The sequence below is a fragment of the Microbacterium sp. Nx66 genome (genome assembly GCF_904066215.1).
GTDB classification, from domain to species: Bacteria; Actinomycetota; Actinomycetes; order Actinomycetales; family Microbacteriaceae; genus Microbacterium; species Microbacterium meiriae.
On sequence record NZ_LR880474.1, the window covers coordinates 1,085,930 to 1,103,561 of the forward strand.

The window sequence follows — 17,632 nt, forward strand, 5'->3', positions numbered from 1 at the left end:
CTCAACGCGTCTGCGCCCGTTTCATTCCGTGGCAGGGGCCGTGCCCGGCCCTCACTTGAGCAGGCGGGACAGTCGCCGGTCGGCGAGGACCTTGCCGCCGGTCTGACAGGTGGGGCAGTACTCTAGCGAGCGGTCGGCGAAGAAGACGCTGCGCACCTCGTCGCCGCAGACCGGACACGCCTCGCCCCGGCGGGCGTGTACCCGCATGCCGCGGCGCTTGGCGTCCTTGAGGTCGGCCGGAGGTTTGCCCGCGGCAGCAGCGACGGCCTCGGCGAGGGTCTCCTGCATCGCCGCGAACAGCCGGTCGATCTCGGCGTCGTCCAGCGTGCCGGCGATGGCATACGGCGACATGCGGGCTGCATGCAGGATCTCGTCGGAGTAGGCGTTGCCGATACCCGCGATGACGCCCTGGTCGCGGAGCAGCCCCTTGATCTGCATCCGGCGGTCGTCGAGCAGCGCGGCGAAGGCGTCGCGGGTGAAGGACGGGTCGAGCGGATCGGGGCCGAGGCGGGCGATACCCGGCACCTCGGCGGGGTCGCGGACGACGTACACGGCGAGCGACTTCTTCGTCCCGGCCTCGGTCAGGTCGAAGCCACTGCCGTCGTCGAGGGCGATCCGCAGCGCGATGGGCGACTTGCCCGGCTTGAGGAGCGTGGTGGGCAGGGTGTCGTACCAGCGCAGCCATCCCGCCTTCGCCAGGTGGAAGACGAGGTGCAGCTCGGGCCCGCAGGACAGCACGACGAACTTGCCGCGGCGCTCCGCCCCGGTGATCGACGCGCCTTCCAGCGCCGAGATCGGCGGGTCGTAGGTCTTCAGCGCGGCGATCGCGGCCACGGAGGCACGGGTGATGGTGCGTCCGGTGGTGCGCTCGCCGAGGAACGCGACGAGTCCTTCGACCTCCGGCATCTCAGGCATGCAGCCATCCTGTCACCGGGGTCCGACGCTGTCACGCGTGGCGTGCGCTCAGAGCACCGGCCACTCCACCGGCGTCCGGTCGTCGTCGCGCAGCAGCCCCGCGAGCCAGCCGTCGTCCCGACCGCGCTGGCTGGTGAGGCCCTGACGCATGGTGCCCTCGAAGCGGAAGCCGAGGGCGCGGGCGGCGCGGGCGGAGGGGACGTTGCCCACGACGGCCTGCCAGCGGATCCGGGCGAGGCCGAGCTCCGCGAAACCCCAGTCGAGCACCGCGCGCGCGGCCTCGACGAGGTAGCCGCGGCCGCGTGCGTCGGCGACGACCCAGTAGCCGAGCTCGGCATGACCCCCGGCCGGATGCTCCCCGATGTGGTGGAGGCCGACCATGCCCACGAGGACGTCGTCGGCGTAGACACCCCAGACGGTCTGCGAGCCGTCCTCCCACCACTGCTCCACGAGGGCGACGAAGTCCTCCGCGTCCTGGCGGAAGTAGGGGGAGGGCACCGTCGTCCACCGCCCGATCTCGGGGTCCTGGCAGGCCTCGGTGATCGCGTCGACGTCGGCCTCCGTCGGAGCGTGGAGGACGAGTCGTGCGGTGGTGAGGGTGACCGGAGGCATCCCTCCAGCCTAAGACGCCCGACCCGGCCCCTTCGGTCCGCCCCGGCCCCTTCCGCGCGTCCGTAACGGGGTGGGAGGCACGGAAAGGGGTGGGAAAGGGAGAGTCGACCGCAGTGTCCGTGGGCGCGATTAGGCTTGTCCGGTGACTGTTCCGGGGATTCTGCGCGCCTTGGAAGAGGCGTCTCTGTATCGTGACGCTCTCGCCTGGGCGCACACCGACGCCGACCTCGGCCTGGTCGACGGGCTCGACGCGCCCGTTCTCGCCGGTCTGCTCGCCAAGCGTGCGGCGGCCGGCCACCCGGCGGCGCTGCTGGCCGTGGTGCCCACGGGGCGCCGCGCGGAATCGGTCGCGCAGGCCCTGGAGACCTACGTCCCGGATGCCGAGGTGCTCACCTTCCCGGCCTGGGAGACGCTGCCGCACGAGCGCCTCAGCCCCAGCCCGGACACGGTCGGCCTGCGACTGCAGACCCTGCGCCGCGTCGCCGAATGGAGAGGCGAGCGCCCTCTCGTGGTCGTCGCCTCCGTGCGCGCCGCGCTCCAGCCCATCGCCGGGAACCTCGGCGACATCGTGCCGCTGGAGCTGACGGTGGGCAGCCGCGGCAACGAGCTCGACCACGTCGCCGAGCAGCTCGTGGAACGGGCCTACTCCCGCGTCGACATGGTGTCGCGACGGGGCGAGTTCGCCGTCCGCGGCGGCATCCTCGACGTCTTCCCTCCCACGTCCGAACACCCGTACCGCGTGGAGTTCTTCGGCGACGAGATCGATCAGATCCGCGCGTTCTCCGTGGCGGACCAGCGCTCGCTGCCCGGCGACGTGCCAGGCGTCGACCTCCCGCCCAGCCGCGAGCTCCTGCTCACCGCCGAGGTGCGGGAGCGGGCCAGGGCGCTCATCGGGGGCTTCCCCGCCATCAGCGGCATGCTCGAGAAGATGGCCGAGGGCATCCCGGTCGAGGGCATGGAGTCGCTGCTGCCCGCGGTCGCCGGTCCCCTCAAGTCGCTCGTCGAGTACCTGCCCGAGGGCACGGCGACCGCCGTCATCGACCCGGAGCGCTCGACCGCCCGCGCCCTCACCCTCGGCGAGACGAACCGCGAGTTCCTCGACGCCGCCTGGAGCGCGGCGACCTCGGGAGCCTCGGCCCCCATCGACCTCGGCGCCGGCGACTTCCTCACCATCGCCGATCTGCGCGAGGTCGTCCGCGACCGCGGCGGCGTGTGGTGGCGCCTGAGCCCCTTCGGGATCGGCGACGCGACCGCGGAGAGCGTCGAGGCGGCCACCGTCATCCCCTCCTTCCACGGCAACGTCGACGGCGCGATCGCCTTCGTGGAGGCGAAGGTCGCCGACGGCTGGCGGGTGGTCGTCCTCGCGACCGGACACGGCCTCGTCGACCGTGCCCGCGACGTGCTCTCCGACCGCGGCATCGCGGCCCGGGTGGTGGAGTCGATCGCGGACGCACCGGACCCGGGGGTCGCGACCCTCACGGTGGGCGGGGTCGAGGCCGGCTTCCAGGTGCCCGAGGCGAAGCTCGCCGTCCTCACCGACAACGAGTTCTACGGCCGCACGATCGGCGGCGACCAGCGCGTCGTCAAGAAGCTCGCGTCCCGTCGGAAGAACGTCGTCGACCCGCTGCAGCTCAAGCAGGGCGACTTCGTGGTGCACGCCACACACGGCATCGGCCGGTTCGTCGAGATGACCCAGCGCGAGGTCTCCACCGGCGGCCGCAACGCCGCGAAGTCGATCCGCGACTACCTCGTGCTGGAGTACGCGCCGTCCAAGCGCGGCTACCCCGGCGACAAGCTGTACGTGCCCACCGACCAGCTCGACCTCCTGTCGAAGTACGTCGGCGGCGAGGCCCCGACGCTGTCGAAGATGGGCGGCAGCGACTGGGCGCAGGCCAAGGGCAAGGCGCGCAAGGCGGTCCGCGACATCGCCGTCGAGCTCGTCAAGCTCTACTCCGCCCGGATGAGCGCCAAGGGGTACGCCTTCGGCCCTGACACCCCCTGGCAGCGCGAGCTGGAGGAGGCGTTCCCGTTCGCGGAGACCCACGACCAGCTGCAGACCATCGACGAGATCAAGGCCGACATGGAGCGGCCGATCCCGATGGACCGGCTGCTCTCGGGCGACGTCGGCTTCGGCAAGACCGAGGTCGCGGTCCGGGCGGCGTTCAAGGCCATCCAGGACGGCAAGCAGGTGGCGATGCTCGTCCCGACGACCCTGCTCGTGAAGCAGCACCTCGAGACGTTCACGGAGCGCTTCGCCGGGTTCCCGGTCAAGGTGCGGCCGCTGTCGCGGTTCCAGACCGACAAGGAGGCGCGGCTCACCCTGCAGGGCCTGCTCGACGGCTCCGTGGACATGGTGATCGGCACGCACCGCATCCTCACGGACCAGGTGCTGTTCAAGGACCTCGGCCTCATGATCATCGACGAGGAGCAGCGGTTCGGCGTCGAGCACAAGGACGCGCTGAAGAAGATGAAGACCAACGTCGACATCCTCGCCATGAGCGCCACCCCGATCCCGCGCACCCTGGAGATGGCGGTCACCGGCATCCGCGAGATGTCGACCCTCGCCACGCCGCCGGAGGATCGGCACCCGATCCTCTCGTTCGTCGGCCCCCGCAGCGACAAGCAGATCGCCGCCGCCATCCGCCGCGAGATCCTTCGCGAGGGCCAGGTCTTCTTCGTGCACAACCGCGTGCAGTCGATCCAGCGCGTCGCGGCGGAGCTCGCCGAGCTGGTCCCCGAGGCGCGGATCGCCGTCGCGCACGGCCAGATGGGCGAGCACGCGCTGGAGCAGGTCGTGGACGACTTCTGGGAGCGCAAGTTCGACGTCCTGGTGTCGACCACGATCATCGAGACCGGCCTCGACATCTCCAACGCGAACACGATCATCATCGACCGCGCCGACAAGTACGGTCTGAGCCAGCTCCACCAGCTCCGCGGACGCGTGGGTCGCGGACGGGAGCGCGCCTACGCGTACTTCCTCTACGACGACATGAAGCCGCTGAGCGAGACCGCGGCCGACCGGCTGCAGACCATCGCGGTCAACAACGACCTCGGCTCCGGTATGCAGGTCGCCCTCAAGGACCTCGAGCTGCGCGGTGCGGGCAACCTCCTCGGCGCCGAGCAGGCCGGACACATCGCGGGGGTCGGCTTCGACCTCTACCTGCGCATGATCGGCGAGGCCGTCGCGACCTTCCGGGGCGAGGAGGTCGAGACCGGGCAGGAGCTCCGACTCGAGCTGCCGCTCGACGCCCGCATCCCGGAGGACTACATCGACAGCGAACGCCTCCGGCTCGAGGCGTACCAGAAGCTCTCCGCCGCCTCGGCCGCGACCGCGAAGGACGACGCGATCGACCTCGTGGTGGAGGAGCTCGTCGACCGGTACGGCACGCCGCCGGACGAGGTCACCGGACTCGTGTCGATCGCGCGACTGCGGCGCCGGGCGGCCAGGGCCGGGCTCACCGACGTCGTGGCCATGGGCTCGAACCTGCGCCTCGCGCCCGCCCGTCTCGAGGACTCGATCAAGGTCCGGCTGCAGCGGCTCTATCCGAAGGCGAAGCTCGTCTCCGGCGGGGAGGCTCTCGTCGTGCCGATGCCCACGGTGCCCGCCGCGGTCGGCGTGGGCGTGGAGCCGCTGCCCGACGCGGAGCTGCTCGCCTGGGTCGACCAGCTGTTCACCGCCATCTTCCCCGAGCCCGCCAAGCCCGAGTGACCCGGGCGGCGGTCGCGGCCGCCTCCGCCGTGCACGACTGCGGAGCCCGCGGACGACACGCCGTCGCCGGCGGCTCGGGTCCGGCGTGTCGGTGATGATCTCCGAAGTCGTGCACGCCGCAGACGCCGGGGGCTAGTCTGGCCGCATGTTGTACGAGCACCTCGGGGCTCGCCCCCGCATCCACGACACCGCCGTCGTCGCTCCCACCGCCGTCATCTCCGGCGACGTGGAGCTCGGACCCGGCTGCCAGGTGCTGCACGGCGCCGTCATCACCGCGGAGGGCGGCCCCATCACCCTCGGGGCGCACGTCATCGTCATGGAGAACGCGCTGATCAGGGCGACCGCGGCCAACGCCGTGCACATCGGTGCGCACACCCTCGTCGGCACGCTGGCGAGCATCGCGGGGGCCACCGTGGGCGAGGAGGTGTTCTTCGCGTCCGGGGCCCGGGTCTTCAACGGGGCGCTCGTCGGGGACCGCTGCGAGGTGCGGGTCAACGCCATCGTGCATCGCCGGGCCGTGCTGCCGTCGGGGACGGTGGTGCCGATCGGCTGGGTCGCGGTGGGGGATCCCGTGCAGCTGCTCTCGCCCGACAGGGACGCGGAGATCGCGGCGGCACAGCCCGAGCTCGACTTCCCCGGACACGTTTTCGGCGTCGACCGGGACACTCCCGACCTCATGGTCCAGCTCACGGAGCGCTACGGCAGCTCCCTCGCGCGGCACGCCGACGACCGCCAGGTCTGACCGCACACCCTTCGAATCGTCCGATTGGTCGCATTCCGGCCGGATTCACGACCAATCAGGCGATTCGAACCGGGTCAGATGACGCCCTGGGCGAGCATCGCCGCAGCGACGCGCTCGAAGCCGGCGATGTTGGCGCCGGCCACGTAGTCGCCGGGGACTCCGTGACGCTCGGCGGCCTCGAAGGCGGCACGGTGGATGTCGCCCATGATCTCGCGGAGCTTGTTCTCACTGTCGCCGAAGCTCCAGCGCTGCCGCGAGGCGTTCTGGCTCATCTCCAGCGCGGAGGTCGCGACACCGCCCGCGTTCGCTGCCTTGCCCGGGGCGAACAGCACGCCCGCCTTCTGGAAGGCCTCGACCGCCTCGGGGACGCACGGCATGTTGGCGCCCTCGGACACGGCACGCACGCCGTTCGCGATGAGGGCCTCCGCGTCGGCGAGGCTGACCTCGTTCTGCGTGGCGGAGGGCACCGCGATGTCCACGGGCACCTCCCACACGCTGCCGCTCTCCACGAAGCGGGCGCTGGGGCGGCGGTTGGCGTACTCGACGATGCGGGCGCGCTCGACCTCCTTGAGCTGACGCAGCAGGTCGAGATCGATGCCCGCGTCGTCGACGACGTAGCCGGAGGAGTCGGACGCCGTGACCGCGGTCGCGCCGAGCTGAGCGGCCTTCTGGATCGCGTAGATCGCCACGTTGCCGGAGCCCGAGATGCCGACGCGCTTGCCGTCGAGGGAGTCGCCGTGCACGCCGAGCATCTCCTGCGCGAAGAACACCGCGCCGTAGCCCGTGGCCTCCGTCCGCACCTCGGCGCCGCCCCAGCCGGTGCCCTTGCCCGTGAACATGCCGGACTCGTGGCGGTTGGTGACCTTGCGGTACTGGCCGAAGAGGTAGCCGATCTCGCGGCCGCCGACGCCGATGTCACCCGCGGGGACGTCGGTGTGCTCGCCGAGGTGCCGGTAGAGCTCGTTCATGAAGGACTGGCAGAACCGCATGACCTCGGCGTCGGACTTCCCGTGCGGGTCGAAGTCGGAGCCGCCCTTGCCGCCGCCGATGCCCTGACCGGTGAGCGCGTTCTTGAAGATCTGCTCGAAGCCGAGGAACTTGATGATCGAGAGGTTGACCGACGGGTGGAACCGCAGGCCGCCCTTGTACGGGCCGAGCACGGAGGAGAACTGGATGCGGTACCCGCGGTTGACCTGCAGCTTTCCGGCATCGTCGACCCACGGTACGCGGAACATGATCTGCCGCTCCGGCTCGACCAGGCGCTCCAGGATCCCGCCGTCCACGTATTCCGGGTGGCGCTCCAGCACCGGGGCGATGGAGTGCAGCACCTCGTGGACGGCCTGGTGGAACTCCGGCTCGTGCGGGCTGCGTGCCAGCACCGTGTCGAAGACGGGCTGCACGGAGTCGGCGAGCGGGTGGAAGTCGGTGGGGGTGGTGACGGTCACGCGGGAGGGCTTTCTGATGGGGGATGGGGTGCGGGCGATCGTGTCGCGCGCGAAAGCAGAGCCGGGTGAGGCGGAGGTTTCACTCTAGCGTCGGCGACGAGGGCCTCCGCGCACGCGGCGGGAGGGCTCGGGTCACCCGGTGTTCTGCAGGCCGGCGGCAACCCCGCTGACGGACAGGAGGAGCAGGCGCTGCTGTTCGGCGTCGGCCCCCGATCCCTCCGGCTGCTCCGGCGCGGACCGGAGCGCGCGGAGCGCCCGCAGCTGCAGGAGCGAGAGGGCGTCGACGTACGGGCTGCGCAGCTGCACGGCCCGCTGCAGCACGGGCTTGTTCTCCAGCAGGCCCTCGCCACCGGTGAGGCGGATGACCCAGCGGCGGGTGAGCGCGAGCTCGTCGAGCACCAGGGCGGCGAGGTCGTCGCGGTCGCCGAGGGCGAGGTACTGCCGGGCGATGCGCTCGTCGGTCTTGGCGAGGCTCATCGCGACGTTGTCGACCATCGTGCGCAGCAGCGGCCACTCGCGGTAGGCCTCCGCCAGCAGCTCCTCGTCGCCGACGGCCTCGAGCGCGGTGCCGAGCCCGAACCAGCCCGCGAGGTTGATGCGGGCCTGCGTCCACGCGAACACCCAGGGGATGGCCCGGAGGTCCTCCAGCGACTCGACCGAGAGGCCGCGGCGGGCGGGACGCGAGCCGAGCGCGAGCAGGCCGATCTCCTCCATCGGGGTCACGGTGGCGAACCACGGGGCGAAGCCCTCGGCCTTGACGAGCGCGAAGAACCGCTCGCGCGAGGCGGCGTCCATGGTCGCGGCGACATCGGCGTAGCGGGCTGCTGCGCTGCTGGTGCGTTCCTCGACCGTGGGGGACGAGGCGAGCAGCGTCGCCGCGGCGACCTGGTCGATGTGCCGCATCGCGATCGCGGGCTCGCCGTAGCGGGCGAAGATGACCTCGCCCTGCTCGGTGAGCTTGAACCGGCCGTCGACGGAGTGCGGGGGCTGCGCGAGGATCGCCGAGTTCGCGGGACCGCCGCCGCGGCCGAGCGCACCGCCGCGGCCGTGGAAGAGGGTCAGTTCGATGCCGGACTCCTGCGCCCAGCGGGCGATCTTCTCCTGCGCCGTGTACAGCGCCAGGTTCGCGGCGACGGGCCCGACGTCCTTGGAGGAGTCGGAGTAGCCGAGCATGACCTCCAGCCGGTTCCCTGTGGCGGCCATCCGCTCGCGGAACTCGGGGAAGGTGACGGCCTCGGCGAGGATCTCCGGGGCGGCCTGGAGGTCGGCGAAGGTCTCGAACAGGGGCACGACGTCGAGCACCGGGGCGTCGTCGCCGAGCGCGTGGCGGGCGAGGCGGTGCACGTTCGCGAGGTCGGAGGCCGCCTGTGTGAAGGAGACGACGTAGCGGCCCGCGGCGCGAAGCCCCCGGTCGCGCTGGATGTCCGCGATCGCGCGGAACACCTCCAGCACCTCCTCCGTCTGCGTGCTGATCGCCCCGCCGGCCTCCAACTCGGCCAGAGCCTTCGCGTGCACCTGGGAGTGCTGGCGCACCTCGAGCTCCGTGAGGTGGAAGCCGTAGGTCTCGACCTGCCAGATCAGGTGCTGCACGCCCCCGAAGGCGTGGCGGCGGGCTCCGGCGGCGACGAGGGAGGACTGCACGGCGCGCAGCTCCGCGAGCAGCTCTTCGGGACCGGTGTAGCCCTCGTCGTCTCCGCGGCGGGTGGCCGCCACGCGGCGGGCCATGACGAGGACGACACGGCGGTGCGGCTCGTCGGGCGAGCGGGCTGCGAGTTCGTCGGCGACCGCCGGCTCTGCGGCCGCGAAACGCTCCCAGAGCGCGATGACGCCGGTGCTGGGCGGGGTGTCGTCGGCGGCGAGCGTGAGGGTGCGGCCGATCCGGTCGAGTGCCCGCTCGAGCCCGCGGAGCACGTGGTCGGAGGCGATCTGCGACGCCTCACGGGTCACGGCGGCCGTGACGAACGGGTTGCCGTCGCGGTCGCCGCCGACCCAGGAGCCGATACGCACGAACGCGGGGACGACCGGAGCGCTGGCGCCGGACTCCTCGCCGCGGAGGGCGTCGTCGATCCGGCGGTAGACGTGCGGGACCGTGGTGAACAGCGTCTCGTCGAAGACGCCCATGACGGTGCGCACCTCGTCGGTCGGGGAGGGCTTCTGTGCGCGCAGCGGCGCCGTCCGCCAGAGGGTGTCGATCTCCTCGAGCATCCGGCGGCGGGCCCGGTGCTCCTCGGAGCCGCCGACGCTCGCCGCGTCGTGCTGGGTGAGCAGCTCGGAGAGGCGGCGGATGCTCGACGAGACGGCGCGTCGACGGGCCTCGGTCGGGTGCGCCGTGAAGACCGGGTGGAAGCGCAGGCCGTCCAGACGCCGGCGGGCCTCGTCGTCGCCGACCTCCTCGCGCAGCCGCGCATACGCCCCCGCGACCGTGTCCGTCGCCTGGGTCCCTGAGCCTGTCGAAGGGCCCGAGCCCCCCTGGGTCCCTGAGCCTGTCGAAGGGCCCGTGCCCCCCTGGGTCCCTGAGCCTGTCGAAGGGCCCGTGCCCCCCTGGGTCCCTGAGCCTGTCGAAGGGCTCGGCTGTCCCGCCCGCTCCCGGAGCACGCGCACGCGCTGGTGCTCCTCGGCGAGGTTCACGAGGTGGAAGTAGCAGGTGAACGCCCTGGCGACCTCGTCGGCGCGGGCGATCGTGAAGGAGTCGGCGATCGCCGCGGCGCGGTCGAACGCGTCGGAGCTGTGGTCCTCGTAGGCCTGGATCGTCGCGAGGCGCAGGCGCTCGACGTCCTCGAAGAGGTCGTCGCCGCCGGCTTCGCGGAGCACCTGGCCGAGGAGCTGGCCCAGCATCCGCACGTCGGAGCGCATGGCATCGGGGATGCCGCGACCGGCTTCGAAACGACCGATCACGCGGATGGCCTCGGTGGGCGTCGGCTCGGAGAAAGCGGGGGAATCGGGGGTCACCCTCCGAGAGTAGCCGGGTGGATCGGGGTGTCCCGCACGCATGACGACCGTGTGACATCCCGGCCTACGATGGACGGGATGCGCATCACAGCGAACCCCCTCCGCGGGCAGCAGTTCCCCGCCGTCCTCCTGCTCGTGGCCGCCGGCCTCGGCCTCCTCTTCGCGAACCTGCCCACGCACGACGCGATCGCCGGACTGCTGGAGACGCATCTCGCGGTCCCGGGGACGGCGCTGGACCTCTCGATCGCGCACTGGGTGTCGGACGGCCTGCTCGCGATCTTCTTCCTCGTCGTGGCGATCGAGCTGCGGCACGAGCTCACCCACGGCGAGCTCGACTCCCCGCGGAAGGCTGTGCAGCCGGCCATCGCGGCGACCGGCGGCGTGCTCGTGCCGATCCTCGTGTACCTGCTGATCGCGGGCGGGCCGGAGACGGCGTCGGGCTGGCCGATCCCGACCGCCACCGACATCGCCTTCGCCCTCGGCGTGCTGGCGATGTTCGGTCGCGGCCTGCCCTCCCGGGTGCGGGTGTTCCTGCTGGCCCTTGCGATCCTCGACGACATCATCGGCATCATCTTCATCGCGGTGCTCTTCGCGCACGACGTGCAGTGGCTCCTCTTCGGTCTCGCGATCGTCGGGGTGGCCGTGTTCTGGTTGCTGAGCCGCCTGCTGCATGCCACCGGCCACACACTCGTCGCGGTCGCGATGGCCGTCGTCGGCGTCGTCACGTGGGGCCTCGTCGCCTCGTCCGGCATCCACGCGACCATCGCCGGCGTGATGCTCGGCCTCGTCATGGCGCCGGTACCCGCCGGACGCACCCGGCATGCGCTGGAGCCGACCGTGAACGGGGCGATCCTGCCGCTGTTCGCGTTCGTGGCGGCGTTCGTCGTGATCCCGGCGGTCTCGCCGACGGCTCTGTCCCCGGCGTTCTGGGCGATCGTCGTAGCGCTGCCGGTCGGGAAGATCATCGGCATCTCCCTGTTCGGCTGGCTCGCCATGCGCATCCGGCCGAAGGGCGCCGACCCGGCGCTGCCCTTCGCGGACATCGTCGCCGCTGGCGCCCTGGGCGGTATCGGGTTCACCGTCTCGCTCCTGCTCGCGAATCTCGCGTTCGAGGACGATGCGGTCATCCGGGACCAGGCGATCCTCGGCGTCCTCGTGGGCTCGCTGCTCGCGCTCATCCTGTCCGGCATCGTCGTCACCCTGCGCGCCCGGTGGTACCGTCGCGCTGCGCCCATTCCCGCGTGAGCCGGAGTCCGGAGGAAGCATGACCAGCGAGCAGCGAGGACCCGAGGGCATCGATGATCCGCTGCGTGCGGCCGCGGAGACCATGCGCACGGTGCGGGAGCGGTGCGTGTGGTCGCAGCGCATCACGCATCGCGATCTCGTGCCGTACCTCATCGAGGAGTCCCACGAGGTGATCGACGCGGTCGAGGACGGGTCTCGCGCCGACCTCCGCGAGGAACTCGGCGATCTGCTGTGGCAGGTGCTCTTCCACGCCGCCATCGCGGCGCAGGATCCGGACGGCCCCTTCGACATCGACGATGTGGCCCGCACGCTCACCGAGAAGATGGTGCGGCGGCACCCGCACGTGTTCGGCGACGAGGTCGCGGAGACGCCGGAGGAGGTGCTCGTGCACTGGAACGCCGCCAAAGCGGCGGAGAAGCGCACCCGCCGCAGCGTGCTCGACGGGATCCCGCGCGCGATGCCGGCCCTCGCCCGCGCCCAGAAGATGTCGGGCCGTGCCGCCGGTGCCGGCGTGGTGCCCACGCATCCGTCCGCCCTGCGCCCGTCTTCGGAGGAGGAACTCGGCGATGCCCTGCTCGCCCTCGTGGACACCGCCAGGGCCGAGGGCTGGGACGCGGAGCGCGCGCTCCGGGAACGGCTGACGCGCCTGGAGGACGAGGTCCGCGCCGCCGAGGCCGGCTGACGCGACGCGGACACCGCCGCCGACCTGGGAAGATGGACGGGTGGCTACCGTGAACGCGCCGCGCGGCATGCGCGACTTCCTCCCCGCCGACAAGGCCCGCCGTGAGCGGGTGCTCTCCGTCATCCGCGACCGCTATCGCGCGCACGGATTCGATGAGATCGAGACCCCCGTGGTCGAGGAGTACGACCGGCTGCATGCCGGCATCGGCGGCGACAACGAGAAGCTGTCGTTCAACATCCTGCGCCGCGGCCTGGATGCGGAGGCCATCCGCGCCGCTGCCGATGACCCCGCCGAGCTCTCCGATCTCGGCCTGCGCTACGACCTGACGGTGCCGCTCGCCCGCTTCTACGCGAGCAACCGCGGGCAGCTCCCCGGTGTCTTCCGGTCCATCCAGATCGGGCCCGTGTGGCGGGCCGAGCGCCCGCAGAAGGGGCGCTACCGCCAGTTCGTCCAGTGCGACATCGACATCATCGGCGACGCGTCGGCGCGCGCGGAGGCCGAGCTGCTGGCGGCCTCGCTCGACACCGTCGACGCGCTGGGTCTGGAGGGCGCGAGCGTGCGGATCAACGACCGCCGCGTCCTGGAGTGGATGCTCGAGCACTTCGGCTTCACCGAGGACGAGCGCCCGCAGGTGCTGATCACGATCGACAAGCTCGACAAGATCGGACCGGAGGGCGTGGCCGCCGAGCTCCGCGAGCGGGGGGCGACGGCCACGGCGGTCGACGCGTTCCAGGCCTTCCTCGGTCGCCCGCAGACGCTCGAGTACCACCCGTTCGGCGACAGCCAGATCCGCAAGGCGCTCCCGGACGGCGCGCCGGACGAGCTCGTCGCCCACCTTGTCGGCATCGGCGAGGCGGTCGCGGCGGGGCGCGGGCAGGACGACATCCCTCTCGTGTTCGACCCCTTCCTCGTGCGGGGCATGGGCTATTACACGGGGACCATCTTCGAGCTCGCGCACCCCTCCGTGACGTACTCGCTCGGCGGCGGTGGACGGTACGACGGCATGATCGGCCGGTTCCTGCAGCAGGAGGTCCCGGCGGTGGGCTTCTCCCTCGGCTTCGAGCGCCTGGTCGACCTCGTCTCGACGGATCCGGCGACCGCCGCGCAGGCCATCGTGCTCGTCCACGACGCCGCCGTCCCCGTGGCGGAGCTCGTGGCGCACAAGACGGCTCTCGTCGCCAGGGGCGCGCGGGTGCGACTCGAGCAGCGGACGAAGAACCTCAAGGCGCTGCTGGAACGGTCGGCGGCGGACGGGTACACGCACTTCGCGAGCGTGCGACCGGGAGACGACGAGCTCGAGATAAAGACGCTGGCCTGAGTCGCCCCCGTCGGAAGACGCGTTCACCGGGCGTTCACGGCGGTCGGCTCGAATCGGGCCGTGCGCCGCCTGCCTCTCTTCACCGTCATCGCGCTCGCCGCGGCCCTGCTCGTGGGCGCCCGCACGGTCCTCGACCGGCAGGCCGCCGTCGCGCGCCGCCGCATCGGGAAGCCGCTGGGGGAGCAGTCGCTCGACGCCGACCGTGTCTGGCGCCCAGGGCTCGAGGGCGAGCCGCTCGACCTCCTGCTGCTGGGCGACTCCCTCGCCGCCGGGCTGGGAGCGGCACGGCGGAAGGAGACCCTCGGGGCGCGGCTCGCGAAGGCGACGGCACGCCGACTCGGGCGTCCGGTGCGGCTGCGCACCGCCGCGGTCGTGGGCGCGGAGTCGCGGGATCTCGCCGGGCAGATCTCCCGGCTCCCCACGGACTATCGCCCCGACGTCGCCGTGATCGTGGTCGGCGGAAACGACGTCACCCACCGCCTCCCGCCCGCGGAGTCGGCACGGCATCTGCGCGAGGCCATCGTCCGCCTGCACGCGCTCGGCGCCCGCGTCGTCGTCGGCACCTGCCCCGACCTCGGCGCCCTGCGTGCCGTGCCCCAGCCGCTGCGCCGCATCGCCTCCGGTCTGTCCCGGCGGCTGGCCGAGGTTCAGGCGGAGGCGGCAGGCCGAGAGGGCGCGGAGACGGTCGACCTGCGGCGCGCCGTGGGGCCGATGTTCTTCGACGAGCCCGAGGAGATGTTCAGCCTCGACCGCTTCCATCCGAGCGCCCTCGGCTACCGCCGCACCGCGGAGGCGCTGCTGCCCGCGGTCGAGCGCGCCGCCGTGGCCGCTTTCAGCTCTCGGCGCCCTGCGGTGCCGCAGTGAAGGAGGCAGCCCACGCGGCCACCCGTCGGGCGCTCTCCTCGTCGGACAGATCCTCCACGCGCGTCATGATCGACCACCGCACGCCGAACGGGTCGCGGATGCTCGCGTAGCGGTCGCCGGAGACGAACAGGGACGGCGCCTCGCGGACGGTCGCCCCCGCCTCGACGGCGCGCGCGACCACGGCGTCCACATCCGGGACATAGAGGCCCATCGAATAGCAGTCGTCGTCGCCGGAGGGAGCGGGCACGAGGTGATATTCGGGACTGGGCTCGCCGAGCTGGAGCCGACCGAGTCCGAAGTCGAGGTCGGCGTGCGCGACAGTACCGCCGAACTCCGTGACGTCGACCACGCGGGCGCCGAAGACGTCCCGGTAGAACTCCACGGCGCGGGCGGCGTCGGGGATCGCGAGGAAGGGGGTCAGCGAGGTCGCGCTGTGGGGGCGGCCGTCGGTCGTGTGCGCGCCGGTCACGCCGGCCGGAGGTGTCTGATCCGTCATGTCGCCACGGTAGGACGGGGAGGGCGACAGCCGCTTGAAGATCCGCGACACGTCCTCGACGACACGTCGGTGGCGCGCTCTACGCTGGGGGCCATGGTGGACCGGACGCGCGGAGTGCTCTACCCCGCGCGGTTGCCCGCGTTCCATCGGCTGCCCCCGCCCGAAGACGCCGCCGCGCTCGTCGCCTGGTTCTGGATCCCGGAGTGGAGCCTGCCGGAGGGCGAGGTATCCCGGCAGGAGATCGTCGCGTATCCGGCCGTCAACCTCGTCGTCGCCCCCGAGGGCGTGTCGATCTCGGGCGCCACGACACGGGCGTCGACCAGGGAGTTGCGGGGGTCGGGGTGGGCTGTCGGCGCTCTCCTGCGCCCGGCGGCCGTCGTGGCCCTCACCGACGACGCGCCGGGTCTGGTCGACGCGGAGCGGTCCTTCGACGCCCCCGATCTGCACGAGGGGGTGACGGCGGCGATGCGGTCACAGCCCGGGCGACGGGAGCGCGCCGTCGCGGTCTTCTCCGCGTGGCTGTCTCAGCGCGTCGGCCCGGTCGGCGCGGTGGGGCGGCAGGCCAACGCGATGCTCGACGTGCTGCTGGGGGAGGGGGCGGCGCTGACTCCGGAGGAGGCGGCGACCCGACTCGCGGTCTCGGTGCGCACGCTGCAGCGGCTCACGCACCGCACCGTCGGGCTCTCGCCGGGCGCGATCATCCGCCGCCGCCGGTTGCAGGAGGCGGCACAGCGTCTCCGCGAGGAGCCGGAGACGGATCTGACGTCGCTCGCCGCCGCGCTGGGGTACGCCGACCACGCCCATCTCACGCGCGACTTCGCGGCCGTCCTCGGTCTGCCACCCCGCGACTATCGCGCGGGTGTCTCCGGCTGAGACCGATCAGGGCCGCCCGCGCTGCGGCCACCGCATCCGCAGGGCCCGTCCGGCGATGCCGAGCAGCACGACGCCTGTGCCGAGGAGCGAGGCGAGGACGGGAAGCGTGCTCACCAGCACGAGACAGCCGAGCGCTCCTCCCACCTGCAGCATCCGCGGGTAGCGTCGGGCGGCCCCCTGCTGGCGGAACGCGGCGGCGTTCGCGATGAGGTAGTACAGCAGCACGCCGAAGGACGAGAACCCGATCACCTCCCGGAGGTCTCCCACGAGCACCAGCCCGATCACGATGACGGCGAGGGTGATCTCGGCACGGCGCGGCACCTGGTGCCGGTCGTCGATACGGGCGAGGACCCGAGGGAGATCGCCTTCCCGCGCCATGGCGAGCGTCGTGCGGCCGATGCCGGTGAGCAGGGCGAGCAGCGCGCCGAGGGAGGCGGCCGCCGCAGCGATCCGCACCACGGGGGCGAACGCCGACCAGCCGGCCGCGGTGAGGATGTCGGCCAGGGGTGCGGCCGCTCCCCGCGCGTCGCCGCCGAGGACGAGGAGCACCACGAGGCCCACGAGCGCGTAGACGACGACGGCGCCGCCGAGAGCGAGCACGATCGCGCGCGGGATCGTCCGCGCGGGGTCCACCACCTCCTCGCCCATCGTGGCGATCCGGGCGTAGCCCGCGAAGGCGAAGAAGAGCAGCCCGGCGCCCTGCAGCACCCCGTAGACGGTCGCGTCAGGCAGCGGTGCGGGCGAGGCGGTCGGGGCGGCGCCGAAGCCGACCGCCACCACGACCGCGAGCCCGAGGAGGGAGCACGCCACGAGGATGCGGGTCGCCAGCGCCGTCCGGGTCACGCCCAGGCAGTTCACGACCGCGAGGGCGGCGACGGCGATCACGGCGACGGGGGTCTGCCATCCCGCCGGCGCGGCGTAGGCGGCGAAGGTCATGGCCATGGCGGCGCAGCTCGCGATCTTGCCGATCACGAAGCTCCATCCGGCGACGAAGCCCCACCACGGTCCGATCTCCGCCCGCGCATAGGCGTACGTGCCGCCGGCGACCGGGTGCACAGCGGCGAGCTGCGCAGAGGCGGTGGCGTTCGCGTAGGCGACCGCGGCGGCGATCGCGAGGGCGACGAGCGTCGCGTTTCCGGCGACGTCGACGGCCGGACCCCAGACCGCGAACACGCCGGCGCCGATCATCGATCCGAGGCCGATCGCTACGGCGTCTGGCAGCGTCAGGCGGCGGGCGAGGGGCATCCGGTCATCGTCCCACGCCGGAGTGAACGGCGGGTGACGGGTCATCCCCGCGCTGCGGTGACGCGCTTCTTCTCGCGGATGTAGACCTCGCGGCGCACCTTCGCCACGACGTCCCCGTGGCGATCGGTGATGACGGTCTCGAACCACTCGAGCACTTTGGCCCCGCCGTGGGCACGCTGTCGCAACTCCTCGGCCTTCTCCCGCGTCACCTCGAACTCCGCGGTCAGCACCCCACGCCCCGGCTTGAGGAACTCGATCTCGCCGCGCGTGTCCCATACGACGTAGTCCCGCCCGAGCTGGTGCATGACGAGCATGAAGAAGTAGGGGTCGGTCATCGCCGACATCGACCCGCCGAACGCGGTCTTCACATAGTTGCGGGTGAGGAGGTTCACGTGCAGCTCCACGGTCGCGCGCGTCCAGTCGTCGCTGAACCGGCGGACACGGATGCCGCTGCACAGGTTGGGGATCCAGAGGCTCATGCCGAGGGCGAGGCGGCGGGGCGTGATGCGCATGAGGTCAGTGTGGAGGATGCGCGCG

General features: G+C 72.2%; 14 protein-coding genes. 7 read left to right on the forward strand and 7 right to left on the reverse strand.

Annotated features, from left to right (window positions below):
* Nucleotides 1-51 precede the first annotated feature (51 nt).
* Nucleotides 52-915, reverse strand: a complete 864-nt coding sequence (locus tag MICNX66_RS05090) for an Fpg/Nei family DNA glycosylase (RefSeq protein WP_187663563.1) — start codon at nucleotides 913-915, stop codon at nucleotides 52-54.
* A gap of 48 nt (nucleotides 916-963) precedes the next feature.
* Entirely contained in the window at nucleotides 964-1,527 is a 564-nt protein-coding gene (locus tag MICNX66_RS05095; RefSeq protein ID WP_187663564.1) for a GNAT family N-acetyltransferase, read from the reverse strand.
* 142 nt (nucleotides 1,528-1,669) lie between these two features.
* Here MICNX66_RS05095 and mfd point away from each other — a divergent pair, with 142 nt between their 5' ends.
* Both mfd and MICNX66_RS05105 read left to right on the forward strand, forming a co-directional pair.
* Nucleotides 1,670-5,236 carry a transcription-repair coupling factor gene (mfd, locus tag MICNX66_RS05100; RefSeq protein ID WP_187663565.1) on the forward strand — a complete coding sequence of 1,189 codons (3,567 nt, stop codon included), beginning with the start codon at nucleotides 1,670-1,672 and terminating at the stop codon, nucleotides 5,234-5,236.
* A gap of 145 nt (nucleotides 5,237-5,381) precedes the next feature.
* On the forward strand, nucleotides 5,382-5,978 hold the full coding sequence (locus MICNX66_RS05105; protein WP_025103909.1) for a gamma carbonic anhydrase family protein: 597 nt from the start codon (nucleotides 5,382-5,384) through the stop codon (nucleotides 5,976-5,978).
* 74 nt (nucleotides 5,979-6,052) lie between these two features.
* Here the strand turns inward: MICNX66_RS05105 and gdhA are convergent, their stop codons facing one another.
* Entirely contained in the window at nucleotides 6,053-7,423 is a 1,371-nt protein-coding gene (gene gdhA, locus MICNX66_RS05110) for an NADP-specific glutamate dehydrogenase (RefSeq protein WP_071328131.1), read from the reverse strand.
* 132 nt (nucleotides 7,424-7,555) lie between these two features.
* A complete protein-coding gene (locus MICNX66_RS05115) occupies nucleotides 7,556-10,372 on the reverse strand; it encodes a phosphoenolpyruvate carboxylase (protein WP_187663566.1) in 2,817 nt (938 codons plus the stop codon).
* A gap of 78 nt (nucleotides 10,373-10,450) precedes the next feature.
* Here MICNX66_RS05115 and nhaA point away from each other — a divergent pair, with 78 nt between their 5' ends.
* The 4 genes from nhaA to MICNX66_RS05135 all read left to right on the forward strand — a co-directional run bounded on the left by nhaA (nucleotide 10,451) and on the right by MICNX66_RS05135 (nucleotide 14,481).
* Nucleotides 10,451-11,617 carry a Na+/H+ antiporter NhaA gene (nhaA, locus tag MICNX66_RS05120; RefSeq protein ID WP_187663567.1) on the forward strand — a complete coding sequence of 389 codons (1,167 nt, stop codon included), beginning with the start codon at nucleotides 10,451-10,453 and terminating at the stop codon, nucleotides 11,615-11,617.
* A 19-nt stretch (nucleotides 11,618-11,636) separates the two neighbouring features.
* Complete coding sequence (locus MICNX66_RS05125; protein ID WP_187663568.1) at nucleotides 11,637-12,299, forward strand: MazG family protein; 663 nt, start codon at nucleotides 11,637-11,639, stop codon at nucleotides 12,297-12,299.
* Between the two features lie 67 nt (nucleotides 12,300-12,366).
* A complete protein-coding gene (hisS, locus tag MICNX66_RS05130) occupies nucleotides 12,367-13,617 on the forward strand; it encodes a histidine--tRNA ligase (RefSeq protein ID WP_232089228.1) in 1,251 nt (416 codons plus the stop codon).
* Between the two features lie 60 nt (nucleotides 13,618-13,677).
* Complete coding sequence (locus MICNX66_RS05135; protein ID WP_232089199.1) at nucleotides 13,678-14,481, forward strand: SGNH/GDSL hydrolase family protein; 804 nt, start codon at nucleotides 13,678-13,680, stop codon at nucleotides 14,479-14,481.
* Here MICNX66_RS05135 and MICNX66_RS05140 read toward each other — a convergent pair.
* Nucleotides 14,450-14,977 carry a VOC family protein gene (locus MICNX66_RS05140; RefSeq protein ID WP_187663570.1) on the reverse strand — a complete coding sequence of 176 codons (528 nt, stop codon included), beginning with the start codon at nucleotides 14,975-14,977 and terminating at the stop codon, nucleotides 14,450-14,452. The genes MICNX66_RS05135 and MICNX66_RS05140 overlap by 32 nt on opposite strands.
* A 93-nt stretch (nucleotides 14,978-15,070) precedes the next feature.
* On the opposite strand from MICNX66_RS05140, the gene MICNX66_RS05145 reads away from it, so the two are divergent.
* The gene (locus MICNX66_RS05145) at nucleotides 15,071-15,850 is read left to right on the forward strand and encodes an AraC family transcriptional regulator (protein ID WP_187663571.1); all 780 of its coding nucleotides are present in this window, start codon (nucleotides 15,071-15,073) and stop codon (nucleotides 15,848-15,850) included.
* Between the two features lie 6 nt (nucleotides 15,851-15,856).
* On the opposite strand, the gene MICNX66_RS05150 is transcribed toward MICNX66_RS05145, so the two are convergent.
* Nucleotides 15,857-17,095, reverse strand: coding sequence for an APC family permease (locus MICNX66_RS05150; RefSeq protein ID WP_187663572.1), 1,239 nt, complete (start codon nucleotides 17,093-17,095; stop codon nucleotides 15,857-15,859).
* Between the two features lie 41 nt (nucleotides 17,096-17,136).
* The gene (locus MICNX66_RS05155; protein WP_187663573.1) at nucleotides 17,137-17,607 is read right to left on the reverse strand and encodes a PaaI family thioesterase; all 471 of its coding nucleotides are present in this window, start codon (nucleotides 17,605-17,607) and stop codon (nucleotides 17,137-17,139) included.
* Nucleotides 17,608-17,632: the final 25 nt, after the last annotated feature.